Source organism: Mesorhizobium sp. B3-1-8 (assembly GCF_006439495.1).
Taxonomy (GTDB): Bacteria; Pseudomonadota; Alphaproteobacteria; order Rhizobiales; family Rhizobiaceae; genus Mesorhizobium.
Map to the genome: position 1 here is coordinate 76,095 of NZ_VFTK01000018.1, position 25,779 is coordinate 101,873.

Here is a 25,779-nt window from a genome sequence, read left to right on the forward strand (position 1 = left end):
CCTCGTCGGCGTGCTACCAGCGCACGCTGAAGCCAAGCTTGCCGCTGATGACATTGCTGTCGCCGAAGCTCGCCAGGCTGGTCTTGGCGAGCGCCTCGCCATAGACCGAGTACTTGCCGTCGCCAAAGTCGAGCGAGCCGCCGAGGCCGACGCCGCCCCAGAACTTCTGGTTCTGGCTGGAAAGCTTCACGCCCGAGACATCGACATCGGTGCCGTCGAGGAAGTCGTAGTAGAGGTTGGCGATGCCGTAGACATGCGCGCGGCTCACCTGCCCGGCGCTGTCGGCCCACTGGTCCTCATAGTCGGCCGATATGCCGAGCCGGCCGATCAGGCTGTCGCCGCTGCCGGGCGACACGACGGTGCCGAACGGATCGGTGAACTTGTCGAAGTCGACCGCCGAGTAGGACAGTTGCGCCTGCGGGGTCAGCGACCAGTTGGAGCGCAGCGCGATCTTCTGCCCGCTCTCGATGCTGAGCGCATAACCGAAGCCGTTGTTGCCATCGGCAAGCTTGCCCAGCACGGCCGAGTTGATGTCGCTGTCATACCAGGTCGCCTGGGCCTGCGTGTCGACGTAGAAGCCGCTGTTGCCGAACCAGGTCAGCGTGCCGCCAACGCCGTAGCCGGTGGCCGAGATCGAGCCCGTGCCGAAGGTCGACGCGACATCCGACGAGACGGTGCCGTAATGGACGGTGATGCCGCCCAACAGGATGCCGGCCTCGCTCTCATGCAGCAGGCCGTCGACGCCGGCGTTGAGCTTCCACGTCGTCACGTCGTAGTCGGTGCCGGTGGTCGAGGTCTTGGGCTCGAACTTGCCATGCGCGGCATCGATGCGGGCCCAGATGGCGCTGCCGTCGACCGGACCCTGGCCGGGCACGTCCGCGCCTTGCGGCGTCGCGCCTTCGCCCCAGGTCCGGTTGCCGGTGCGCTGCTGCAGGGTGCCCAGTTCATTGAAGCTCTGCAGCACGCCTTCATAGGCCTCGTAGAGCGGCGTGCTTGGCGCATAGAGCGGACCGGTCTGATTGATCAGCGTCGAGCGCAGATACCAATCGCCGTCGGCCGGGGTGCTGACGCCGTTCTTGTAGAGCCGGTAGGCGTAAGCGCCGCCGACCACGGCCTGGTCGCCTTCAAAGACATAGTCGCCGGCAAGCGTGAAGGTGCCGGCCGAGCTGCCGTCGACGTCGACGATCTTGATGCCTTCGCTGGTCTGCGCGCCCGCGCCGCCGACATTGGTGACCGCCAGGATGCCGGTGCCGGACGTGCTGCCATGCACCACCAGCCTGTCGGTCGTGGAGGCATCGCCGTCGAGCGCGGCGTTGATGAGGATCTTGCCGCCATTGCCGACATAGTCGCCGCTCACCGTCAGCACCGTGCCGGGTGCCGCGGCGCCAAGCCGCACCGCGCCGCTGTTGTCGAGCGAGGCAACCGTCTGGTCGAAGCCGGCAAGGTCAAGCGTGCCGCCGGAGGCGACGGTGAAGGCCGAACTGGAGCTGAGCACGTTTGTCGCGCCCGCGGCCAGTATGCCCTGCTGGACAGAGGTGGATCCCGAGAAGGCCGAGCCAGCGGCTGTCAGGACAAGCGTACCATCTCCTGCTTTGTTGAACGCGCCAGACCCGGTCACAGCCCCGTTCAGGGTCAAGGTGGTATCGGCGGCGGTCGAGATCGTGCCCTGGCCGAGGAAGTCGATGGCGCGGTCGCTGGCGAAGCTGGCGGTGGTGTTGAGCGTGCCGCCGTTGAAGGAGAGCCCACCGGCCGCATCGCCGAGATTGGCATCGGCCGAGACCCTGAGCGTGCCGCCATTGATGGCGGTGCCGCCGGTGTAGCTGTTGGTGCCGGTCAGCACCAGCGTTCCGGCATCCGTCTTGACGAGCTGAGCATTGCCGGTGAGCGCGGAGGCGATCGTCGCCGTGTAGCCTGCGCCGGCACTGGTGCCGTCGCCGACCCGGATCGTCGACTGCGCGCCGATGAGGCCGATGTCGCCGCCCTGAATGACATAGCCGTCGGTCGAGAACTGCATGCCGGCGGCCGTCACCTGGCCGAGCCCGTTGTCCACCGTCACCGTGCCGGCCTGGCCGGCGAAGATGGCGAAGGCGCCGTCCGAATAGGCTGCGTTAATCGACCCGGTGTCTTCGGTCCAGTTGTCGTTGCCCAAGGAGCTCTGCCAGGTGCCGCTACCGCCATCGACCGTGCCGTCGAACTTCGGACCGGCATCGCCGTCCCAGTAGTTCAGGTTCAGCCCTTGCGTGTTGACGAGGTTCACCTGATGATCGACGGACGTCTGCACGAAGTAGTTCGAGGATGGGATGGAGCCGACGGACAGGCCGTTGTTCGTCAGCGTGCCGGCATAGTCGAACACCCGGTAGATGCCGGGGCCGAAGGTGCCGCCCGGCGAGACAGTGACATTGAGCGTGCCGGCGAGTGTCAGATTGCCGCCTACGGTGGTGAGGTCGTTGAGCGCGCCGCCCGCGACATTCGCCTGGCCGAAGCTGTAGTTGAGGATCGAGCCGCCGGAGAGCGTCAGATCGCCGGCGATCGCCAGCGTGCCCGGCGTGGCGTCGGCCGATCCGGGCGAGAGCGTGGCGCCGTCGGCGATCACGACGTTGCCGCCGATTGTGCCCTTGCCGCCAAGCGTGGCGCCGATCTCTACCGAGGTAAGCCCTGTGGCCAGGCTGTTGTCGCCATCGACATAGAGCCCGCCTGCCGCCACGGTGGTCGCTCCGGCATAGGAGTTGGTGCCCGTCAGCGTCAGCGCCGCGCCGCCCGTCTTGGTGAAGCCGCCCGCGCCGCCGATAGGGCCGGACAGCGTGAGATCGGCGTCGGTCTGCAACGTGCCGCCGCCGGCATTGAGCGTGATGTCGCGCGCCGAGCTGAACGCGGCGGTATTTTGCAGCGTCGCGGCATTGTCGAACGACAGCGCTCCCGCCCCATCGCCAAGGTTGACGTCGGCCGAGACCCTGAGCGTGCCGCCATTGATGGCCGTGCCGCCGCTGTAGGTATTGGTGCCGCTCAGCACCAGCGTGCCGAGATCGGTCTTGACCAGCTGCGAGCTGCCCTGGAGCACCGAAGCGATGGTCGCGGTGTAGCGCGGCAGGGTTCCGTCGCCCACCCGGATCGTCGCCTGCGGCCCGACCAGATCGATGGACTGCCCCTGGATCAGGTAGCCATCGGTGGCGAACTGCATGCCTGCGGCCTGCACCTGGCCATTCGTCGTGCTGTCGACATCGACCGTGCCGGCCTGGCCGGCGAAGATCGCGAAGCTGCCGTTCGAGAAGGCGGCGTTGATATCGCCGGCCGGCCCGGTCCAGTTGTCGTCGCCGGCCGCCCGCCAGGTGCCGTTGCCGCCATTGACGGCGTTATTGCTCTTGGGGCCGGCGTCGCCATCCCAGAAATTCAGCGTCATGGCGCTGATGTCGATGAGGTTGACCTGGCCCGCTATCGAGGTCTGGACGACATGAGTGGGCGAATTGCTGTCGAGCCCGTTGTCGGTCAGGGTGCCGTCATAGCTGATGACGCGATAGATGCCCGGCCCGAAATTGCCGCCGGGCGCCTCCGTCACGTTGATGGTGCCGTCGAGCGTCAGATTGCCATGCACGACCGCCAGATCATTGTACGCGCCGCCAACCACGCCGGCCTGGCCGAACGAGTAATCAAGGTTCGAGCCGTCGGCCAGTTCGAGGTTGCCGTTGATGGTGAGCGCGCCGGGCGCGGAGCCGAGGCCACCGGGGGCCAGCCTGCCGGCCACGTCGACGAAGACATCGCCGCCGATGGTGCCGTTGCCGCCCAGCGTGCCGAAATTGACGTTGGTCAATCCGGTCGCGGCGGTCTGGTCGCCATTGATATAGAGCCCGCCTCCGCCGGCTATCAGCGTGGTGCCGCCGTAAGTGTTGTCGGCCGTGAGCACGGTGTTGCCGGTTCCATCCTGGCTGACGCCGCCGCTGCCCGAGATCGTGCCGCCGAAAGTATAGAGGTTGGAGCGGTTGAAGCTGAGCGTGCCGTTGTCGACCACATCGCCGAGGATTGACCCGGTCGTGCCGCCGGTGCCCAGCATCAGGATGCCGCTCGCAATGGTCGTGCCGCCGGCATAGCTATTGTCCGCGCCGAGGATCAGCGCGCCGGCGCCGGTCTTGGTGAGCGCGCCCGCGCCGTCGACCCCGCCCTCCCACTGCAGGGCGCTGTCGACCTGGAATGTTCCGCCGCCCGCCTGAAGCGTAGCGTCGCGTCCGGTTACGATGCTGGCCGCGCCCTGCTGGTAGAGCGTGCCGCCGTCGAAGGTGACGTCGCCGGCCACATCGCCGAGATTGGCATCGGCGGTGATCTGGACAGTGCCGCCATCGATGACGGTGCCGCCTTGGTAGCTGTTGGCGCCGCTGAGCACCAGTATGCCGCCACCTTCCTTGGTCAAAGTTCCGGCGCCGCTCACGGTGTTGGTGAGCGCCAGGCTGGTCGCGCCGTCGGTGTCGAAGATGCCGCCGCCGGCATTGAGCGTCACGGCGCGGGCAGAAGTGATATCGGCCGTCGTGTGCAGCGTGCCGCCGTCGAGCGAAAGACCGCCGGAGGCGTTGCCGAGATTGTTGTCGGACGCGATCTGGACCGTGCCGCCATTGATCGCCGTGCCGCCGGCATAAGTGTTGGTGCCTGACAGCACCAGCGTGCCGAGATCGGTCTTCACCAACTGGGTGGCGCCCGTCAGGTTGGAGGCGATCGTCGCGACATAGGCCGCGCCCACCGCCGTGCCATCGCCGACACGGATGATCGATTGCGGGCCGACCAGGCCGATGTCCGCCCCCTGGACCAGGTAGCCGTCCGCCGCGAACTGCATGCCCGCGGCCTGCACCGGGCCGTTCGTGCCGTCCACCGTCACCGTGCCGGCGGCCCCCTGGAAAATCGCGAAGCTGGCATTGGCGAAGGGAGCAGCGAACGTTCCGGTGATGTCCGTCCAGTTCTGGTCGCCTGCGGCCCGCCAGGTACCGCTGCCGCCATTCACCGCGCCATTGGAGTGGGGGCCGGCATTGCCGTCCCAGTAGCTGAGCGTCAGCCCGGCCGAATTGACGAGGTTGACCTGGTTGGCCACCGAGGTCTGCACGAAATAGTTGGGATCCGTGACGTCGAGACCGTTATCGGCAAGGGAGCCGTTGTAGCTGATGATGCGATACACGCCCGGACCCAGGGTTCCTCCCGGGCTCTGGGTCACGTTCAGCGTGCCGTCCAGCGTCAGGTTGCCACCGACATTGATGAGATCGTTCAGCGGGCCGCCGGGCACGTTTGCCTGGCCGAAATTGACGTTGAGGTCGGAGTTGCCCAGCGCGAGGTTGCCGTTGATGGTCAGCGTGCCTGGAGCATTGCCGGCGCCGCCGGGGGCGAGCGTGCCGCCGTCGGCCACGGTGACGCTGCCGCCGATCGTGCCGGTGCCGCCGAGGGTCGCGCCGCTCGCGACCGATGTCGGGCCGGTAGCACCCGACTGGTTGCCGTTGATCAGCAGCGTCCCGGCATTGACGTTGGTGGCGCCGCTGTAGCTGTTGGTGCCGGTCAGCGTGGTGATGCCGGTGCCGAGCTTGTTGACCGCGCCGGTGCCGGAGATCGCGCCCCCGAAGCTGTAGTTGTTGTTCAGGTTGAAGGCGAGCGTGCCGTTGTTGGCTACGCTCGGTGTCGTCAAGGTACCCGCCGTCGCGCCGCTGCCCACCTGGAGCGTCCCGCCCTGGATCGTCGTGCCGGCGCTGTAACTGTGGTCACCAACAAGCGTCAACGTTCCGGTGCCCTGCTTGTCCAGGCTCTCGAACCCGCTGATGCCCGCGCCCTGGACTGTGCGATTCACCGTGTTGATTACCCGAAGCGTGTCGCCCGCGCCCGTCTCGCCACCGGTGCCGGCGTTGACTGTTCCGGTGAGAACGGCGCCGTCGTTAAGCGTCAGCGTGTCGTTGCCGGCGCCAAGGTTCAGCGCTCCGGCGCCGGTGTTCAAGGTCCCGGTCAGGTTGACAGTATCGCTGCCGCCGCCAAGGTCGCCATTGCCGCGCAGCGTGCCGCCATTGGCGATGTTGATCGTGCTTGCCCCCGCGTCGCCGGTGATTGCTACGGGGGTCGCGCCGACCGCCTGCACGGTGCCATTGACGTTCAAGGTCGAGCCGCCATCCATGGCGAGGGTCGGCGTGGTCAGCACCTTGCCCGCGTCGACCTGCAGCGTGCCGGCATTCACGGTCGTGCCGCCGCTGCTGGTCAGGTTGGTTGCCAATTCCAGCATGCCGGCATCGACCTGCGTCGTGCCGCCGATGCTGCTGTCGATCGCCGACGTCAGCCTGGTCGTGCCGGCGCCGATCTGGGCGATGTTGCCCGCGCCGCTCAGGTTGCCGGCGAAGTTGAACGTATCGCTGCGATTGAACGACAGCGTCGAGGTCGAGTTGACGACAACGACATTGCCTGTGCCGGCGTTGCCTGACGTGCCGCCATTGCCGATGATCAGGTTCCCGTCATTGATGACGGTGTTGCCGGAATAGCTGTTGTTGCCCGTCAGCACCCACGTGCCGGCATCGTTCTTGGCCAGCGTCGTTTTCCCGGTCGTGGCATTCTGGTCGACGATCGTTCCGCCCATTATGTTGAGACCGGTGTTCGTGCCGCCCAGCGCCAGCGTGCGCGCTCCGGCCCCACTGTATAATGCGGACCCGGTATTGGTGAACTGGATCGCCCCGGTGCCGGACGATTCGATGAAGCTGACGCCTGTCTGCAGCGTGAACAGCCGGTCGGTGGTGTCGCCCGTGCCGGTATAGCGCAGCGTCGAACCGCTGCCGATCACGAGGCTGGATGCCAGGTTCGACGACTTCCCGATCGAACTCGCCTGGCCGCCATCGGCGAGCTTGTCGACGGCAAGCACGCCGCCGCTGATCGTGGTGATGCCGGTATAGGTACTGGTCTGGTTCTTCAGCACCCAGGTACCCGTGCCGCTCTTGGTGAGAGCGGTAGTGCCGCCCGTCGGGTTGTCGATCCGCGCCGAAAGCGAGTTGTCGGCAGTGCTCAGGCCCGCGAGCTGCAGCGTTCGGCTCCCGCTGCCTGACATGGTGACAGGCGCCGTGCTGGTAAAATTGATCGGACCCGGGCCAGAGGCGTACGCGTCGAGACCGCCGCCATTGGGGCCGAAGGTGAACTGCCGGTCGGTGCTGCCACCCGTACCGTTATAACGCAGCACGCCGCCATTGATGATCAGATTGCTCGGCGCGGAACTCGATGCTCCGATCGAGCTGTTGGTGCCACCATTGGCAAGGCTGGCCACGGCGAGGATGCCGCCATTGATGACAGTCGGGCCGGTGTAGCTGCTAGCGCTGCCGGACAACGACTGCGCGCTGGCCCCGTTCTTCACAAGCCCGCCGCTGCCGCTGATGGCACCGTTGTAATTGGCGCTTCCGATACCGCTTATCGTCAACGTGGCGCTGCCAAGCGTGATGTTGCCGCCAGTAATGCCCAGATTACCTTGGCTGATATAACCGACCGTATTGCTGAAACCGTTCAGATCCAGGGTTGCCCCGGTCGTGTCCATTCGCAGGCCGCTCAAGCCGAATGCGCTGGTCGACCCCGCGCGGAGGGTGCCGCCGTTGACGAAAGTCGCACCGTTGTAGGTATTGGCACCGGAGAGCACCAAGGTGCCGGGCCCGAACTTTTCGAGCTGCGTCCCCGTCGCCACCCCGCTGAACTCGAGTGTCGTGGCGGCGTTCTCCACGGTGATCCTGCCCGAGGTCAGTGTAAAGCCGCGATCGGTCGTGACGCTGGCGCCGGTATAGTTCAGTGTGCCATCGATCTGCAGACTGGTCGAGGCGCTGCTCGAGGCGCCGATGTCGCTCGGCTGTCCGCCATTGCGCAGGCAGCTGACGTTCAGCGTGCCGGTGATGGTCGTGGCTCCCGTGTAGCTGTTGGTGCAGCCGCTGAAGGTCTGGCTGCCGCCCGCGACGGCGACGCCGCCGCTGCCGCCGATCGTGCCCGAAAAGCTGCCGTTGCCGTTCGTCGTCAGGGTCGCCGCGCCCAGCAGCACGCTGCCCCCGCCGCCGAGCCCGCCCACGGTGTTGTTGTTGTTGGCCAGATCGAGAGTCGCTCCCGTGGCCACTGTCATCGCCCCTGTGCCGAACGCACCGGCAGACCCTGCACGCAGAATGCCAGCGCTTACCGTGCTGCCGCCGGTATAATTGTTCGTGCCCGACAGCACCAAGACACCGGCGCCGCCCTTGGTGAGACCACCTGTCCCGGTGCCAACCCCGCTCATCGTCAGCGTGGTGCCGCCGATTACGTCGATAGCTCCACCGCCGGTGCCGAGCGTGAAGCCACGGTCGCTGCTGGTGGTTCCGCCGATATAGCTGAGCTTCCCACCGTTCTGCAGCACAAGATTGGATGAAGCATTGCTCGCCGCGCCGATACCGCTTGCCTGCCCGCCATTGGCAAGCGCGCTTACGGCCAGAGTGCCGCCGGCAATGGTGGTGGCGCCGACATAGTCGTTGCTCGCGTTGGTCAGCGTCAGCGTGCCGGCGCCGGTCTTGATGAAGCCGGCATCGTCCGGGCTGGTCACTTGGCCGGAGAACGTCAGGTTGGTGGCGGCGTTGGTGACCTCGAAGGTGCGCGATGGACCGCCGTTGACGAGGGTGAAGCCGCGATCGGCCGAGGCCGTTGCGCCGGTGTAGCGCAACGTGCCGTTCTCGATCACCAGGTTCGACGACGCGCTGGATGAGGCGCCGATGCCGCTCGCCGCGCCGCCATTGGCGACACTGTTGAAGGCGAGCGTGGCACCGCTCACCGTCGTCGCACCGGTGTAACTGTTGCTGCCCGTCAGCGCGACGACACCGGTGCCGGTCGAGCCTCCCGTGCCGCCCACCGTGAAGGACGTCGGGCCACCGTTGTTGATAATGTTCGAGGCGACGGTGAAGGTGCCGCCACTATTCTGTTGCACGCCAAGCGCGCTTCCACCGGCGCCTCCGGTCAAGGAGCCGCCCTGGATGGTCTGGTTCGCGGTGCCGACCGAGGGAGAGACGATTATAGTGCCGTCCACGCCGAGCGTATTGCCGGCGCCAACAGTGACGATGGAATTGGCCGCCGCCGTGTATTTGAGGCCGCCGAGCGCGACATTGCCGTTCACCGTGCCGAAATAGGGCGTATTGGCGTTGCCGGCTTCGTCGCTAAGGATATTGCCCGTCGCCCACAGGGCCGCATTGTCCTCATCAACATAGGCGGTGAATGCGGTGATGAAGCCGCCCGACACTTGCGCATAGTCGGTGCCGTTGACGGTTGCCCAGCCGCCAAGCGCGCCATTGGCGTTGCTGGTGGCCATCGACGTTCCCGTGCCGATGCCGAAATCGACCAGACCGCCGGTACGGCTGACGGCGCCGAGATCGATCGTCAGCACGCCGCCCGCGCCAGCGGTCGCGTTGATCCGGTTGTTGCCCGCCGTGACGTTCAGGCCATTGAAGCTTTGGCTGTTCGTTCCGGTGCCACCTTTCACGGTGAGCGTGCCGCCGCTCATATTGAGCGCCGAGGATATGGAAACGATATTGTTCGTCGGCGCGCCGGGCGCTGTGAAATCCAGCGCCAGCGTGCCGCCGCCGATGCTGGTCGCGCCGGAATAGGTGTTGGCGCCCGTCAGCGTCTGCGTGCTGGCACCTAGCTTGGTGAGGCCGCCGGTGCCGGTAATGACGCCGGCATAGGTGGCGCTGCCCGATGTGCCGTTCACCGTCAGGTTGTTGCTGCCGAGGTCCACGGTCCCGCCGGTGCCTGCCAGCGAGCGCGCGGTTATATCGAAGCCACCCAGGTCAAGCGTGCCGCCATTGACGACAAGCGGATTGGAAGGCCCGAATGCAGCAGAGCTGCCGGCGGTGAGCGTTCCGCCCTGGACCGTGGTGGTGCCGGTGAAAGTGTTGCTGCCGCTCACCACCCAGGTGCCGGCGCCGTTCATGGTGAGGTTGCCGGCGCCGGAGATCACGCCGGAGAATGTGTTCGCCCCCGCGAAGCTGCCGCCGAGCGTCAGCGTATCGGCGACGCCGCCCGCGACAAAGCTCGTCGGTCCGCTGAAGGAGAGCGCGCCGGTGCCGTCATTGCTGATGGTGCTGGAACCCGAGATCGTCAGCGTGCGGTTGGTCGCCGAGCCCGTTCCGGTATAGCTCAGCGTGCCGCCGCCGAAATTGATAGTGTTGCCGGTGCCGAACGAGCTGTTGGCACCGCTGTTCGCCAGGGTCCCGGCCCTGACGGTGATAGTGTTGATCGTGGTCGGCCCGGTGTAGGTGTTGGCGTCCCCGAGGGTGATGATCCGGCCAGCATTTCCGGTAAAGGCGATAGCCCGGGCGACCGAGGAACTAATGACGCCCAGCAGGTCCATGTCGCCGGACGCCGCGGAGAAATTCATGGTAAGTCCGTAGGCACCGCCGGCAAGAATATCGCCGGTCAGCGTCAGCGTCCCGGTGCCAGCGTTCTGGAGATAGTTGCCTCCGCTGGAGGTGTTGTTGAAACGCCAGTTGCGATTGGAGCTGTCGCCGTCACCGAAATAGACCAGATTGCCGCCCACTCCGCCACCGGCGCTTACAGTGATGGTACCCGACGCCGCATCCGTAGGCGCGCCGAGCGAGCTTGCCACCCCAAGGTTTGCTACCGAGGTGAAGCCGTTGGTGCCTTGGCCGAAAACCGTCTGACCTGTATAGTCGTTGGCGTCGTTGCTGATTGTGCCTAAAACCTGCAGCCCGCCGGCCCCGGTGAAGCGCGCTGTGAGCGCCCCACTACCTGCGACCGCACGTCCGCTGACGATCGTAACAACCCGGCTGGCGGCAAGTGCGCTGGTCGAGCTGATAGAGCTACCATTCGCAAGTGACACGCCATTGCCGGCCGCGCCGAGTGAGGCATCGCTGGCGAGCCCAAGTCCTCCGGCCGAGACGGTGATGTCACCCGTGAAGGTGTTCGCGCCGGTGAGCGTCAGCCCGCCGGCGCCGACTTTGGTGAAGCCTGATCCGGCGATCACCGAACTGATTGTGGTGGTTCCGGCAGTGGAAATCGTCGGCGTCGTGCCGGTGAGCGTCAGCGTGCTGCCAGCGATTGTATAGCCCGCGACACCGAAGGTCAGATTGTGGGCCGTCATCGGCCCCGCGAGCGTCACCGTCCCGGCGGTGCCGTTGAAGAAGGCATTGTCGCCGCCGACGGCGGCATTGTTCCAGCTGGCCATCGGCCCGGTGACACCATCACTGCTCGGATTCCAAAGCAGGGACGAGGTGTTCCAGGCTCCGGTACCCCCGAGGCCCACAGCGGTGCCGTTGACGTCCCAATAGAGATCGGCCGCCTCTGCAGGGACGCCGCCAAGCCCGGCCAATAGCGCGGCCGACACAAGCGCACCACGCAAGACCGGAGCTGCCGTCGAAGCCAGGTGGGCAAGATTCGGCGCATAGCTCGCCGCCTGGCCTTTCCATTTGGTCATACGGCCGCCGCGCAGCAGGCGATGGGCAAATGATGGTTCGCGCGTCGGCTCCGCCGACATGCCTGCTTTGCTGTTCACGATTCTATCCATCATATTCCCCCGCGTCGAATGGCCACTGCCGCAACCAGTCGTCGTAACATGCCGGCCGCCTTGCAAATCGATATGGCCGGGGCGGCAGCCGACCGATCCATGTGATAAGAGATTTGCTGAAGGGGTTGGTGGCGAACCGACAGCTGGCAAGGAGGGTTGCCTGCCCGCTTTGCCGGGCCGGAACGGGATGACCCTCGGCGGATCCTTGCATCAGTCGACTGACCGACGGCAATGACGCGCCACTCGCCTGACTAGGCTGCGCCACGACCTCATATATCCGCAATGCCCACTGCTGGCTTGATCTGCTCCAGCATCACCCTCTCCTCAGCCTGATCAGATTGCCAACCGCGATCGCACCTTGGTCCCGGGCAATGGCGGCGTTGCACTGGCGACCGAATCGGCACCGCAAAGCAAGTCTGTCAAGAACATCACACATCAAGCAACTTATAAAGAGGTTAATTGAATCGTTTCGGATTTATTGATGTAAACATTAGGGTGTTTAAATATAAGTCAGATCTTACATTCGACTGCAGAATCCCGAGCTTCGCTCGACGGCCTTCATGAAGACACCGCGCGGGTAGCCATCTGGAGAAATCCAGCGAACGAGACCCGGTGTAACGGGGAGCTGTTTTGCGAACACATTGCCGATGCCCAGGAGCAACGGTACGGGAAATAGAACGTCTACTTCAACAGCGCCACCGTCCTGTCGACAGCGCTGGGGAAGCCGTTCAGCGAGAGTGCCAGATTGGTCTCCTTGCCGCCGTCGGCGACCACCTTGACCTTGAGGCTTTTGCCGTCGCGCAGGCTCGCCAGTGTCTCGGCGTCGAAACTCAGATCGACGAGGCAGCCGCCGGGCAGGCAGGTGCGGAAGCGAGCCCATCGCGGCTCCCACGCATCTTGAAACCCGCAACTGGATTCTGGAGGCCACCGTCACGCCGCAAGCCGGCCTCCCGATACCACTCTGGACAGAACCAACAACCTCACGGCGCGGCTTCTTCGATCTCATCGCCAGAGGCGGAATCGCAGGGTGAACCTACGGATGGGGCGACGGCCCCATCCGCTTTTGGCATGGAATATTCTATTGCTGCGCCAGCGTTTGTTTCGCCATGGCAGCAGCCAATTGGTCGACGTTGTATTTGAACATCCTGGCGTAGGTTGGCGCGGGACCGTCCTCTTTCGAAAGGGCCTCGACGTAGAGCTCTCCGCCCGCTTCGGCGCCCGTGGCGCCCGCGATCTGCTTGACGAGACGCGGATCGTTGGAGTTTTCAAAGAAATAGGTCTTCACGCCTTCCTTCTTGATCTGCTCGATCAGCTTGGCGACGTCGCCGGCCGAGGCCTCGGACTCGGTCGACAAGCCAAGCGGCGACAGGAAAGAAACCCCGTACTCACGTCCGAAATAGCCGAAGGCGTCATGGCTGGTCAGCACCTTGCGCTTCTCCTGCGGAATCGGGTCGATCTTGGAACGCGCGTAGGCGTCGAGTTCATGGAGCTTCTTCATGTATCTCTCGGCATTCGCCTTGAAATGTCCTGCCCCCTCGGGATCGGCCGCCTCGAGCGCCTTCTCGATGTTGCCGACCCAGATCTCGACATTGACCGGGCTGTTCCAGACATGCGGATCGGTCACGGTCTTGCCGTCCTCATCCATCGTGCGGGTCTTGACGCCTTCGGAAGCAACGACCGGCGTTCCGGTGTAACCGGAACCGCTGATCAGGCGATCCATCCAGCCCTCCAGCCCTTCGCCACTGACGAAAACGACATCGGCGGCTTTGAGGTTCTTGGCGTCGTCCGGCGTCGGCTCGTATTCATGGGGATCGCCGTCGGCCGGTACGATTGTCTTGACTTCGACATTGCTGCCGCCGACTTCCTTGGCCACGTCGGCAAGCACCGTGAAGCTCGCAACGACATGCAGCGTCTTCGCGGAGGCAGCGGCCGCCACCGCCAACACGGCAACGGCGCTCAGCCCAAGCGTGGCCATCATGTTCAGTCCTCTCATCGAAACTCTCCTTGGTGATCAGCCCGTAAGGTGTGGGCGGGGAAACAGACGCCGCACGGCACCCGACGGAGCGGCAAGCAGCGAGACGCAATAGAGGAGGCTTGCAGTCAGGATGATGCATGGTCCCGAGGCGTAGCCGAGATGGAATGAGGCGATCAGCCCGACGAAACCGGAGAGCGCTGCCGTCGAAGCCGCGACGATGAACATTCCGGGCACGCTGCGTGCCCATAGCCGGGCAATCGCGGCGGGCAGCATCATGAGCCCCACCGCCATGAGCGTACCCAGGGCCTGAAAGCCGGCGACGAGATTGAGAACGACCAGGAAGAGAAAGACGAGATGGTGGAGCGACCCGCGTCCGCCGACCGCGCGAAGAAATCCGGGGTCGAAACATTCTGCGATCAACGGGCGGTATACGATCGCAAGGATGATCAGCGTGAGCGAAGCGATCGTCGCGACCAGGTAAAGCGCCGGCGCGTCGATCGCGAGGATGGTGCCGAACAGTACGTGCAATAGATCCCGGCTCGATCCGCGCAGCGAGACGATCAGCACGCCGGCGGCGAGCGACGTGAGGTAGAAGGTGGCGAAACTGGCATCCTCGCGCAGCGACGTCGTGCGGCTGACGATGCCCGACAGGATCGCAACGGCGAGCCCGGCGATCAGCCCGCCGATGCCCATGGCCGTCAGCGAAAAGCCCGCGAACAGGAAGCCGACCGCCGCGCCGGGAAGCACGGCATGGCTGAGCGAATCCCCGACCAGGCTCATACGGCGCAGCATCAGGAGCACGCCGACCGGGCCGGAACCCAATCCCAGACAGAAACAGGCGACAAGCGCCCGGCGCATGAAGCCATAGTCGGCGAAAGGCGCCAAAAGCAGTTCGTGGAGGCTCATGCCGCCTTATTCCCCGGCCGGTGACAAACCTCGGCAAAGTCGTCCCAGTTTTCAGCCATGGCTCTCGCCTTGAGAAGATTCTCGGCGGTCATCACCGATGATGTCGGACCCCATCCGATCGGCTCGCGGGCGATCAGCAGCGTTTCGGGGAAATGTGCCCGCACCTGCTCGAAATCATGCAGGACAGCGATGATCGTGCGGCCGTCGCGGTGCCAACGCAGCAGGATATCCATCAGGTCGCGCGTGGTCCTGGCGTCGATGGCGGTGAATGGCTCATCGAGCAGGATGACCCGCGCGTCCTGAAGCAGCAGCCGGGCGAACAGCACACGCTGGAACTGCCCTGCGGACAGCGAGCCAATGGGACGACGTTCGAACCCTTCCAGGCCGACGGCCGACAGCGCCTCACGCGCCTTCGCCGTGATCGCCGCGGTGATACCGCGAAACGCACCGACGACGTGCCACGCGCCGAGCATGACCGTGTCTCCGACGCTCAGCGGGAAACTGCGGTCGATCTCCGCCGCCTGCGGCAGGTAGCCGAAGTCGCGCGAGGAAAGTTCGGCGTGGTCGATATGTCCTTCCACGACAGGGAGCTGGTTCATCAGCGCCTTGACCAGCGTCGATTTGCCGGCGCCATTCGGGCCCGCGATCGCCGTCATGCTGCCCGGAAGAAACGAGCCGGAAAGATGATGCACAGCCGGGCGCCGATCATAGGCGACTGTCACGTTCGACAGGCTGATGAGGCGGCCGCCCGCCTCGGCGGCTGCGGGATCTGTCTTGTTCATGCCAGCGACACCGCCCAGGCAACCGCCAGCCACAGCGCGACGATGATGAGGACCAAGACCCCCAGACGCTCGAACGCGGACCAGACGAGGAAGCTGCGGGCGAAGATCGATCGCCCCGCCGAGATTCGTGGCCAATTCATGCGGCTTCCTCCGTCCAGCGCGGAAACGGATCGGACAGATGCTTCCATTGTGCCGGCGAGAAAGTTTCGGCGGCAACCAGGCAGGAATCGAGTTCATCGCGGATGCGCGCTTCGTTCATCGGGTGCGTTCCGATGAAGACGATCTCCTGCCGGCGGTCCCCCCAGACCGGATCGAAATAAGGCTGCATGGATTGGCGCCAGCCGTCGTTGTCGGGCCATCTGGCCTTCGGAACTGCCGACCACCAGAAGCCGCGCCGGCCGCTGCGGACCAACGCACCAGCCTGGCTCAATTCGCCAACATGCCGCGGGCGCGTGGCCAGCCAGAAGAATCCCTTGGCGCGGACGACGCCCGGCCATGCGCGGTCGATGAAAGCCTTGAATCTCGTCGGATCGAAGGGCCGGCGCGCCCGGTAAACGAACGAACTAATCCCGTATTCCTCGGTTTCGGGAACGTGTTCGGAAAAGCCGTTCAGCTCCTTGAACCAGAGCGGATGCTCATGCGCCTTGTCGAAATCGAACAGGCCGGTATCGAGGATTGCCGCAAGGTCCACTTGGCCAAAATCAGTCTCGATGATCCGCGCATCCCGATTGAGCGCAAGCACGATCTTTCGCGCGGCGTCGAGGTCGGCCGCCGTCGCGGCCGACACCTTGTTGAGTACGATGACATCGGCAAATTCGATCTGCTCGACCAACAGATCGACAAGCGCGCGGTTGTCCCCATTGCCAAGCGATTCACCGCGATCCTTCAGGAAATCACTCGAGGCGTAGTCCTTCAGCAGATTGGCGGCGTCGACCACGGTGACCATGGCGTCGAGCCTCGCCACGTCCGACAGGCTGACGCCATTTTCGTCACGAAACTCGAAGGTGGAGGCAACCGGAAGCGGCTCGGAAACGCCGGTGGATTCGATCAGAAGATTGTCAAACCGGCCCTGCCTTGCCAGCGCCTGAACTTCCTTCAGAAGGTCGTCCCTCAAGGTGCAGCAGATGCAGCCATTGGTCATCTCGACCAGTTGCTCGTCGGTCCGCGACAGGTTCGCCCCGCCGTCGCGGATCAGCGACCCATCGATGTTGACCTCGCTCATATCGTTGACGATCACAGCGACCCGCCGACCCTGGCGATTGCCGAGAATGGTGTTGAGAAGTGTCGTCTTTCCGGCGCCGAGAAAGCCGGAAAGGACGGTCACCGGCAATTTGCGCCCTGCCTCTGACTGCATGTGATCTCCGGTAGATTTCAATTCCAGTTGACCCCTGGGTAGGTTATGTTATTACATTGGTCAACAGAAAGTTATGTTATTTCATAACGGAAATGTGAACCGAATGCTCGATCTCAATCGCGTCGGCACGATCCCCGGCGGTCTGACCAAGAACCAGGCGCTCGTGCTGGAGGTCATAGACAAGGCAGGTAAGCCGATCGGCGCCTACGAGATTTTGAGGGAACTTGGGCCTCGGGGGATCAAATCACCGGTGCAGGTTTACCGGGCGGTCAACAGTCTTATTCAATGCGGTATCGTCCACAAGGTCGAGAGCATGAACGCCTTTGTGCGCTGCACCGACGCGCACCCCCATCATGGACAAACAACGATCCTCGCGGTCTGCGACCGGTGTGGAACTGTTGTTGAACACCATGACGAGACAGTCGATCGCCGGCTTGTGGCCTGGGCCGAGCAAGAGGCCTTTCAGGTCGATACTGTCGCCATTGAACTCAAGGTGCGCTGCGCCAGCTGCAATGCCTCAGCTTCCTGAATCAGCAACCACAAGTCACGCCAACGCCATACCCGGCCACCGACCCGCCCTCAGTCGGATTCGAGGAGAAACGGGTGGATCGTCTCCCAGGTCTGGTCCGGAAACTCCTCGTAGAATGAGAGCTTGCCGCGAGGCAGTTCGACGGTCCGCACATTCGTCAGCGATGCCAGACCTGTCATCTCCGCCTTGGACTTGCGTGGGGTTCCGCCGCCGTAGACGACGAGTATCTTCGTCAAGATTCGTCGCGCGCTTTCCAGGAAGGCATCGCGATCGGTGAACGGATCGAGTTCCCCGGCGACGAAGCGGAAGGAAGCGTAGCGGGCGCCAGGCGCGTCGGCGACGGTGCGTTTTTCGGCCATGCGCTCCGGCGTCAGCCAGGCCGGATCGGCATAGACATGGCCGCGCGCCATCATGCCGATGACAAGGCTGTTCACATTGAGCCGATAGAGAAAAGACCCGGCGAGCGGCAGGTCGACGGCCTTTGCCAGCCCGCGAAACAGCGCCATTCGCCTGCCGGTCATGGTTGGAAGCGGCCCACGCCAGGTCGGCGACAGCAGGCAAAGGCGACCGAAGCCACCCGGATTTTCGGCGGCCACTGCCAGCGCATAGCCCGCGCCATGACCGGCAGCGATGGTCGCAGCAGGTTGAACGACACTCTGCGTCACGAAGCGCAGGAATGTACGATAAAGTTCCGGGCGCCAGGCAATCCTGGGGCGAGGCAAGGCGCCGAAGCCGGGCCAGTCGATGGCCGTCGTGGCAAAGGATGCGCCGAGCCGCTCCTGCAGCGGTCGCATCTCGGCGCGGGTCGAGATCGAGCTGAGCGCCGGCAAAAGAAGCAGGTTCTTGCCCATTCCAAAACGGGTCAGGCCGACGGCAACCTTTTTGCCGTCCGCAATCCATTCAATTTGATCCTCGATCCAGTCCATGCCTTCAATGCTGTTTGACGCTGACCTTCGGGGATGAACTCTCCGCTTTTGCGTCGAAAGGCCGTTGCCCGATTTGCAGCGCGAGCGCGATGTCGGGCTCTGCAATCATTGCCACGGCCTTGCCGACGCGCAAGGAGCGTATCGGCCGCTCCAATATGCTGATGACTGTCTCCAGGTCCGGACAGCCGGATTCGCGGCAGCGAACCTCCGTCACGGTGATTGCGACATCTTCCTTCAGATCAAGCCCATCGCGTATCCATTGTTTGATCCTGTCGGCATGAGATGATGAAGGCCCCCGTCTGGGCGCAAAGGGATTGACGAATTTCACCAGCTTCGCGGCCTCTCGTGATAGGCGAATGTCACGCCCGGCACCCCATGAACCCGCTCTCGATGATACCCTTCGGCAGATTGCGGCCGATGAAGACAAGACGACTGGTCCGTTCCTCATCAGCCTTCCACGGCCGCTGGTGATCGCCTTCCAGCAGCATATGGACGGCTTGCACCACAAAGCGGTCGTCGTCGTCCTTGAAAGCGAGAATGCCCTTCATGCGCAACATATCCATGCCGAACTGCTGCGTGACCGTCTGCAGCCACGGCAGGAATTTTTTCGGGTCGAGCGGTTCCCTGGTGACCAGGGCGAAGCTGGTCACATGGTCATCGTGCTCATGCTCGTGGAACTCGTCGAGGAAATCCGGTTCAACTTCGAGGATACGGTCGAGGTCGAAAGAATTGCGGCCGAGAACCTTGTCGAGATCGACGTCGCAACGCTGTGTGCGGTGGATGGAAACAGTCGGGTTGATGCGCCGGATGCGGCTTTCGACCTCCTTCAGGTCTTCGGCCGAGACGAGGTCGGTCTTGTTGAGCAGCACCGTGTCGGCGAATGCCAACTGCTCCTGGGCTTCATGCGCTTCGTCGATCTCGCCGAGCAGATGCTTGGCGTCGACCACTGCCACGATGGAATCGAGCCTGGTCTTGGAACGAACGTCCTCGTCGACGAAAAATGTCTGCGCGACCGGCGCCGGGTCGGCGAGGCCGGTTGTTTCCACCAGGATCGCGTCGAAACGGTCGCGACGGCGCATCAGGCTGTCGATGATGCGGATCAAATCGCCGCGCACCGTGCAGCAGATACAGCCATTGTTCATCTCGAACACTTCTTCGTCGGCGTCGACGATAAGATCGTTGTCGATACCGACCTCGCCGAACTCGTTGACGATGACGGCAAACTTCTTGCCGTGATTTTCGGACAGGATACGGTTCAACAGCGTGGTTTTGCCCGCGCCGAGATAGCCGGTCAGCACGGTCACTGGAGTCTGGGTCTGCATGGCGGGAAACTCCGTTGAGGGGGCGGTTTTCATCTTGTTATCGGTTATAGTATAACGTATCAAGCACAAAGATGTGAGGGTTGAACGGGTGTCCTTAGGGACACATCCTCGTCATAGAGGGCGGGGATCGTTCGATCCTGACAAGATGTGGGACGGGACCAGAGAGGGGAAATCTGGCAAATGGCAGTGCCTGTCGTGCCCGCAGCGGGCAAGTATCGTCGGGGGCATGATGGCAATTCCGGCGCGTTCCGGCATCGCGGTATCGATTTGAGCCATGGTCCCCTGGCGGGCATTCACTGGCAGGAACGAACCGTGCGGTTTGCGTTTCGAACTCATGCTCGACTCGTGCTCGCGATCATGGTCGCGGCCATCGGCGCCACGGGTATGCTGCTTGGCACATTGCGTGTTGCCGTGCGTCCTCCGGCCTTTGCCCAGGCAATCCCGGCAAAACCACAAAGGACAAGACAAGGATCGACACCAAAGGACGATCGGCTGCCACCGCCGCATGTCGCTGGAACGGATGCGATCGCCAATCTGGTGGAAGCCGGCCCCAATGGATCCGCCAACGAATTCACCTATCGCCATGTCGAGGTTTCGCTGGGCAATCCATCTGCTGACGATCAAGCGGATGCGGCGGAACCGCTGCTTTTTCAGGAAGATGCTGTTGCGCGGCCGAGTCCCTTCGATGCGCTGCTCGCAAAGCCACGGACCGACGCCTCAAACCGTGCTCCGAGCGCGGTCCCTCGGCCAATCCCGGGCAATTCCAAGATGATGGCGGCGCGAGGGACTCCTATCAATGTCAGCATGGCCGCGGAGCAGCCGGCGCCGCATATCGAACGGGTGGCGGCGATGCCGAAGTCCGATGTGGACGTTGCCGCTTTTCTAGCCGCCGCAGGTTTGAGCAATGCCGATGGCCATTTGCTGGCGGATGCGTTGAACGAGCAGGCCATTGCCCCTTCCGACCGTGTCGACCTGATGCTTGAAACGCCGGCATCGAAAGCCGGAACCGCGCAACTCGCGGCGGTCCGGGTCCTTCGGGATGATGGTGCGGAGGCGATTCTTGCGCGGGGCGACGCTGGAGGTTTTCAGCCGGTCGCCAACCACGACTTGTTTGACCGCCTCGCCGCCGAGGCGACCGAAGCAGGCTTCCACGCGGGAGGCGTGGACGGACTGGATGCGGATGGAAATGTCTCGCAACTGCGGGCGAAATATCCGCTTGTCATGCAGCGCCTTGAAAAGGAAAACGTGCCGCCCGCCGTGGCGAGCCAGATTATCGGGCTGGCGCGCAACTGCGGCCTCAAGCTCGATGGTGGCTCGGCTGACGCCCACTTAATCGAGCTGATCTTCCGGACACGTGCTGATGGCAGCTCCGAACTTGTCTCGGCAAGATTCGACAGCGGAGATGGCGGCAAGACATTCTATCGCTATCGGCCGTCCGCAAACGAAGAGGCGGAATTCTTCGATGACCAGGGACGGTCTGTTTCAAAGATGATGATGGCAAAGCCAGTCGCCAACGGAAGGCTTGGCGATGGTTTTGCCTGGCGGCTGCATCCAATTCTCAGACGATGGCTGCATCATAACGGCGTCGACTACGCCGCCCCCTATGGCTCTCCGATCGTCGCCGCGGGGGACGGCAAGGTTGCCATCATCGGTTGGCAGCCCGGCTATGGCAAGTATGTGCGCCTGCAGCACGATGGCGGGTATTTCACGACCTATGCCCATATTTCCCGAGTGCCCGCGACTCTTCAGGTTGGACAATATGTGAAGCAGGGGCAGGTCATCGCCTATATCGGCTCGACAGGTCTTTCGACTGGGCCGCACCTTTATTACGAATTGCGGATCGGCGGCCACTACTACGATCCTACATCCGTGCGGCTGACGGCCGGCACTCGATTGACCGGGCAGAGGTTTGAAGCCTTGCGAAAGCAGATCGACCACGTGGGGAGAATTTCGCGATATTTGGAGCAGGCCATGACTGCGGTCCCGAAGGACCGTGGGCACCTCAGTCACGTGAACTTCGATCACGCGAATGCTTTCGCGGCGCCGGCCCGAAGCTGATCGCCTCCGTCTCTCGGCAAGTTTTCGATTCCGAAAGCCAATCTGCCCGCCAGATCTGCTCCGGACTGAACTCCCAGAGGGGACCGGGACTTCAAGCGCCTCTTCGTTTCAGCTTCGGCACCCTTGCGCTCTCACGCTCCAGTGCCGACAATTGAGGCTCCGCTTCGAGTTCAACGCCAAAAATAGCCGTTTTCTGGTTCGCTGAATTCATTGAGCGTAAAAGTCTTATCTTGATGATTCCATCGATGGCAATTTGCCGGTTTGGCAACATGGCAGGTTCGTGAGTGGCGCAGACACTTGAAGAGAAGGCGGAGCTGCCGTCCATCAGCAGCCAAATCCGGTTTGGCTATTTTGCATACGGCATGGTGGCGGCGGCAACAGCTCTGACGGCCGGGTCCACGATGGCGCAAGCGCATATCATTCAATCGGGGACGGGTGGATTTGGCAGCGGCTTCGAACATCCGCTGACCGGGCCTGATCATTTCCTGGCCATGTTTGCCGTAGGACTGTGGGGCGCCCAGATCGGTGGGCGTTCGATCTGGACGCTGCCGGTTGCATTCCCGCTGATCATGGTCGTGGGCGGGATTGCCGGAATAGCAGGTGTCCCGCTGCCCGGTGTTGAGATTGGCATTGCGCTGTCGATCATCGCCCTGGGGCTGGCCATCGCTTGCGCCTGGCGGCCGGCGGAATGGGTTGCGTTGCTAATGATTGCCGTGTTCGCCATCTGCCACGGCCACGCCCACGGCGCGGAACTGCCGAATGCAGCCGACCCAGCCGACTATGCCATCGGCTTCGTCATCGCCACTGGCTTGATCCACCTGCTGGGTATCGGATTCGGACTTCTGCTGGGCAAGGCATTCGGCGGACGGTTGTCGCAGGGCCTGGGCGGATTGATCGCGGCGGGAGGCGTCTATTTCCTTGTCGCCTGAAACATATCCCAAGCGATCGGCGTGGCGATTCCTGCTTCGATGGTCAGGCCCTGTCGTAGCTGTCGCCGGCGTTGCCATGATCGGCGTACTTGCGACCTCTTCGGAAAAGACGCAGACGTCGTGGTGGATCCTCAACAGCGCCCTTTCTCCTGAACGCGTCTTGCCGCTGGTCGGACTGGGCGTTGCAACCGCTCTGGTAAGCCTGAGGCTTGGAGTTCTCACACTCGTGGCATTGCTGCTGGGCGAGGTGGTCGGGACTCTGCTTTACGATCGATTCCTTGATGTGATGGCCGGCGTACGGGGAGCGACGACTCACGCTTTCCTTACCGCGCCATTTTCGATGCTGATAATCGGCATCGTTCTCGTCGTTTCCGGTCGTTTCCGAACTTGCACAATACCCGCCGCGGCGTTGCTCATCGGCGCGTTGTTGGCCGTCGTCACAAAGTTCACCGACCCTACGTTGAACGATCTCCGAATACCGCTCTCGGGGACGATCATCGCCCTTTGGATCGTTGTCGCCGTCGGCCTTATCGGACGGATTTTCCCGCCTGCGTGGTACACGGTCGGCACACGCATTCTGGGCAGTTGGCTGGTCGCGATCGGGCTCCTCCTTGGAGGAACGGCGATCGCCACCAAGCCTCCAACAACCATGCCCCAACCATCGGGGGCTGCTCCCGCCGATGGATTGCCCACTGGGAAATACCGCTACGAGCCTCCTGTTCAGCAATTTACCCGACCGCGCGACTCCTTGAAGCAGGGCGAACACAAGCTGATGCCGTGAACGGTATCCCGGCCAGAAAAACATCCTGGTCGCGTGGCTGCGGCAGGCCGGCTGCTCTGGTGTTCGACGCTTTCAGCCGTTCAGGGAGTCATTGCGCCGCCTTCAAGCGCCGGATAAGACCGGCGCCCAGATAGGCAGTGGCACCGAGCGATGTGATCCAGAAGCTCGTCGGCCAGTCTGTTTCGAACGCAAGCCACAAGCTGGTCCAGGCGATGGCGACCGCTAGCGCGATCGAGACAAGGATGCCCCGCAGCACACCGCGGGTCAGGCGCAGCGTCGTTGCCGCCGGGGCGACCATCAACGCGAAGACGAGAAGCACGCCGACGATTTGGGTGGCTTCAGCCGTCGTCACGGCGACAATGATCATGAACAATGTCGAAACCAGATCGAGGTTCACGCCCTTGGCCTCCGCCAGCTCAGGCTGCAGGCTGGCGAAGAGCAAGGGTCTGGAAATGAAGGTCAAGCCGACCAGGATCGCCAGGGAAAGCACTGCAAGGATGACGACCGTCCGGAAACTGATGCCGAGCACGTTTCCAAACAGGACATTCGTCGCCTGGGACGCGAAAGCGGTGTAGAAATGCAGGAAAAGCAAGCCGAGACCGAGCGAAAGCGTCAGCACGATGCCGATCGCGACGTCGCGATGCGCTCTTTCGCCCAGAAGGCCGATGCCGATGCCGGCCAGCACGGTGAAGATAGTCAACCCGAAGAATGGCGACAGGCCGAGCAGGCCGGCGCCCGTTGCGCCGGGAAATCCGACATGAGCCAGCGCATGTCCTGCGAAGGTCTGGCCTCGCAGCACGAGGAAATATCCTACCGCCCCGGTCACGATGGCAACGACCGTGCACGCAGCGAAGGCGTTGCGCATGAATTCGTAGTCAAACATCGTGAACATGCGCGGCGCCCTCCAGTTCAACGTCGTCGGCCATCACGAAGATGCGTCCGCCTACCCGCACCACGTTGATGTGCGTTCCATAAAGCTTCGACAAGACCGGACCGTTGATGACCTCGTCGACGCTCCCGATCGCGGCGTTGCCGTTCCCGAGATAGAGGACGGCATCGACGGCGCGCAGCAAGGGGTTGATCTCGTGCGAGCAGAAGATGACGGCGATACCCAGCCGCTCGCCGACCTCATGGACGAGTTCGATGATGGTGCGCTGATGCGCGGCGTCCAGGCTGATCAGCGGCTCGTCGAGCAGCAGCAGCTTGGGGTCGCCGATCAGCGACTGGGCGATGAGGATTCGCTGCCGCTCGCCCCCCGACAGCTCCGCGAACGGCCTCCTGGCGATATCGGCCGCGCCGACCTCTTCAAGCGCTTTCCATGCCGCGTCCTTCTCGAGCGCCGACGCCGCCGGCCAGCGCCAACGATGGCCGCCCGCCGCCGTGACGACGAGATCGAAGCCGCTGATGCCGGCATGGGTCACGGTGCGGCGCGCCTGCGGCATATAGCCTATGGCGGAATTGCCGCGTGTCGGCGGCCGGCCAAGGACGGAAATCGTTCCGCTGGCCGGACGGAAAAGCCCCAGGACCGCGCGCAGCATCGTTGTCTTGCCCGCCCCGTTGGCGCCAAGCAGCCCCACGAACGCACCCTGTGGAATGGAAAAGGAGACGTCGGTAAGAACCCGGCGTCCCCCATAGGTCAATGTGACCCTGTCGAAGGCGATGACATTCATTGTGTGCGAGCGGCCAGGGCCTTCTGCACGTCGCTGATCTGGCCGCCGAACCACGACTGGATCGTCTTGCCGGCGGGTTCCGTCTCGGTTACGCCTATGACGGTGACCTTGTTCTGCTTGGCAATGTCGAGGAGACGCGTCGTCGCTTCGTCCGTCACCTGCGAATTGTAGAAGAGGATCTTGGCGGATCCGTCCTTGAGGCTGTTCTCGAATGCCGCCACCTGCGTCGGGCTCGGCTCGGCATCGTTCATCACCGTGACCTGAAAATCGTAGTTCAGCATCTTGAGGCCGAGGGCATCGGCCATATAGCCGAACACCGGCTCCGTCGCGGTGACCTCGGTTCCGCCATAGGCCTTCTTGACGTCGTCGATCTGCTTGTTGATTGCATCCAACGACGACTGAAACTTCGCCAGGTTGGCCTGATAGTGCGCTGCATTGGCGGGGTCGAGCTTTGAAAGGTCGGCAGAGAGTTGCTTGGCGATCGCGGGCAGCGTCGCCGGATTGTACCACAAATGCGGGTTGTCGCCCGACTTCTTGCCGATCAGATCCGCGGCCACGATGGTCGTGCGCTGCGCGTTGGTGGAGGCTGATAGAAGTTTCTCCATCCACGGATCGTAATCCGCGCCATTGTAGATGATGATCTTGGCGTCGGCGATCGTGCGCGCCGTCGAGGGGCTGGTCTCGAACAGATGCGGATCGTCGTCGGGATTGGCAAGGATGCTGGTCACCGCGACGTGGCTGCCGCCGATCTGACGGGCGAGATCGCCATAGAAATTCTCGGCCGCGACGATGTTCACCTTATCTTCGGCGCGAGCACCGCCGCCTGTCAGCAATGTCACGGCGAACAACAGCGCCGCCAAAAATGGAAAGGAACGCATGTCTTTCTCCCTTTGCAGAGCGAGGCAACCCCTGTCGCCGAAGCGATCACTGGGTAGGTTATGTTATTACGTCAGTCAACCAGAAAGCGATGTTATCACATAACGGAAATGTGAAATATGTGCGATCCGCTGTCGGCAGGTCCGACCTCCCGCGGCCTGACGA

At 63.4% G+C, this 25,779-nt stretch carries 16 protein-coding genes and 1 pseudogene; 4 read left to right on the top strand and 13 right to left on the bottom strand.

Annotation, left to right across the window (positions count from 1 at the left end; genetic code table 11):
• Positions 1-13 precede the first annotated feature (13 nt).
• The 7 genes and pseudogenes from FJ424_RS18125 to zigA form a co-directional block, all read right to left on the bottom strand.
• On the bottom strand, positions 14-11,494 hold the full coding sequence (locus tag FJ424_RS18125) for an autotransporter-associated beta strand repeat-containing protein (protein ID WP_246677279.1): 11,481 nt from the start codon (positions 11,492-11,494) through the stop codon (positions 14-16).
• A 693-nt stretch (positions 11,495-12,187) separates the two neighbouring features.
• Positions 12,188-12,379, bottom strand: a pseudogene (locus tag FJ424_RS18130) (invasion associated locus B family protein); the annotation flags it as partial.
• A 205-nt stretch (positions 12,380-12,584) separates the two neighbouring features.
• Entirely contained in the window at positions 12,585-13,499 is a 915-nt protein-coding gene (locus tag FJ424_RS18135) for a zinc ABC transporter substrate-binding protein (RefSeq protein ID WP_140655890.1), read from the bottom strand.
• Between the two features lie 18 nt (positions 13,500-13,517).
• Complete coding sequence (locus FJ424_RS18140; protein WP_140655887.1) at positions 13,518-14,387, bottom strand: metal ABC transporter permease; 870 nt, start codon at positions 14,385-14,387, stop codon at positions 13,518-13,520.
• Positions 14,384-15,169 (bottom strand): metal ABC transporter ATP-binding protein, encoded by a 786-nt coding sequence (locus tag FJ424_RS18145; RefSeq protein ID WP_140655884.1) that lies wholly within the window; start codon positions 15,167-15,169, stop codon positions 14,384-14,386. Before FJ424_RS18145 ends, FJ424_RS18140 begins: the two co-directional genes overlap by 4 nt.
• Entirely contained in the window at positions 15,166-15,309 is a 144-nt protein-coding gene (locus tag FJ424_RS33640; RefSeq protein WP_181182097.1) for a hypothetical protein, read from the bottom strand. The genes FJ424_RS18145 and FJ424_RS33640 overlap by 4 nt, the downstream gene beginning before the upstream one ends.
• Entirely contained in the window at positions 15,306-16,523 is a 1,218-nt protein-coding gene (gene zigA / locus FJ424_RS18150; RefSeq protein WP_140655881.1) for a zinc metallochaperone GTPase ZigA, read from the bottom strand. Before zigA ends, FJ424_RS33640 begins: the two co-directional genes overlap by 4 nt.
• Before the next feature lie 103 nt (positions 16,524-16,626).
• On the opposite strand from zigA, the gene FJ424_RS18155 reads away from it, so the two are divergent.
• Positions 16,627-17,052 (top strand): Fur family transcriptional regulator, encoded by a 426-nt coding sequence (locus FJ424_RS18155; RefSeq protein WP_181182096.1) that lies wholly within the window; start codon positions 16,627-16,629, stop codon positions 17,050-17,052.
• A gap of 50 nt (positions 17,053-17,102) precedes the next feature.
• Here FJ424_RS18155 and FJ424_RS18160 read toward each other — a convergent pair whose 3' ends face one another.
• From FJ424_RS18160 to FJ424_RS18170, 3 genes are read right to left on the bottom strand one after another with little or no spacing between them, the layout of a single operon-like run.
• Complete coding sequence (locus tag FJ424_RS18160; RefSeq protein ID WP_140655876.1) at positions 17,103-17,978, bottom strand: alpha/beta hydrolase; 876 nt, start codon at positions 17,976-17,978, stop codon at positions 17,103-17,105.
• A 4-nt stretch (positions 17,979-17,982) separates the two neighbouring features.
• On the bottom strand, positions 17,983-18,306 hold the full coding sequence (locus FJ424_RS18165) for a nitrate reductase (protein ID WP_181182095.1): 324 nt from the start codon (positions 18,304-18,306) through the stop codon (positions 17,983-17,985).
• 31 nt (positions 18,307-18,337) lie between these two features.
• Positions 18,338-19,300, bottom strand: coding sequence for a GTP-binding protein (locus FJ424_RS18170; protein ID WP_140655873.1), 963 nt, complete (start codon positions 19,298-19,300; stop codon positions 18,338-18,340).
• 180 nt (positions 19,301-19,480) lie between these two features.
• Here FJ424_RS18170 and FJ424_RS18175 point away from each other — a divergent pair, with 180 nt between their 5' ends.
• From FJ424_RS18175 to FJ424_RS18185, 3 genes are all read left to right on the top strand, one after another.
• Positions 19,481-21,358, top strand: a complete 1,878-nt coding sequence (locus FJ424_RS18175) for a M23 family metallopeptidase (protein WP_140655870.1) — start codon at positions 19,481-19,483, stop codon at positions 21,356-21,358.
• A gap of 284 nt (positions 21,359-21,642) precedes the next feature.
• Positions 21,643-22,287 (top strand): HupE/UreJ family protein, encoded by a 645-nt coding sequence (locus FJ424_RS18180; protein WP_246677280.1) that lies wholly within the window; start codon positions 21,643-21,645, stop codon positions 22,285-22,287.
• 76 nt (positions 22,288-22,363) lie between these two features.
• Positions 22,364-23,068 carry a hypothetical protein gene (locus FJ424_RS18185; RefSeq protein ID WP_140655867.1) on the top strand — a complete coding sequence of 235 codons (705 nt, stop codon included), beginning with the start codon at positions 22,364-22,366 and terminating at the stop codon, positions 23,066-23,068.
• Between the two features lie 88 nt (positions 23,069-23,156).
• Here FJ424_RS18185 and FJ424_RS18190 read toward each other — a convergent pair whose 3' ends face one another.
• Genes FJ424_RS18190 through FJ424_RS18200 form a run of 3 tightly spaced genes read right to left on the bottom strand, consistent with a single transcriptional unit; the run spans position 23,157 to position 25,616 of the window.
• Positions 23,157-23,960, bottom strand: coding sequence for a metal ABC transporter permease (locus FJ424_RS18190; protein ID WP_210239424.1), 804 nt, complete (start codon positions 23,958-23,960; stop codon positions 23,157-23,159).
• Positions 23,944-24,738, bottom strand: coding sequence for an ABC transporter ATP-binding protein (locus FJ424_RS18195; RefSeq protein ID WP_140655864.1), 795 nt, complete (start codon positions 24,736-24,738; stop codon positions 23,944-23,946). Before FJ424_RS18195 ends, FJ424_RS18190 begins: the two co-directional genes overlap by 17 nt.
• Positions 24,735-25,616, bottom strand: a complete 882-nt coding sequence (locus FJ424_RS18200; RefSeq protein ID WP_140655861.1) for a zinc ABC transporter substrate-binding protein — start codon at positions 25,614-25,616, stop codon at positions 24,735-24,737. The genes FJ424_RS18195 and FJ424_RS18200 overlap by 4 nt, the downstream gene beginning before the upstream one ends.
• Positions 25,617-25,779: the final 163 nt, after the last annotated feature.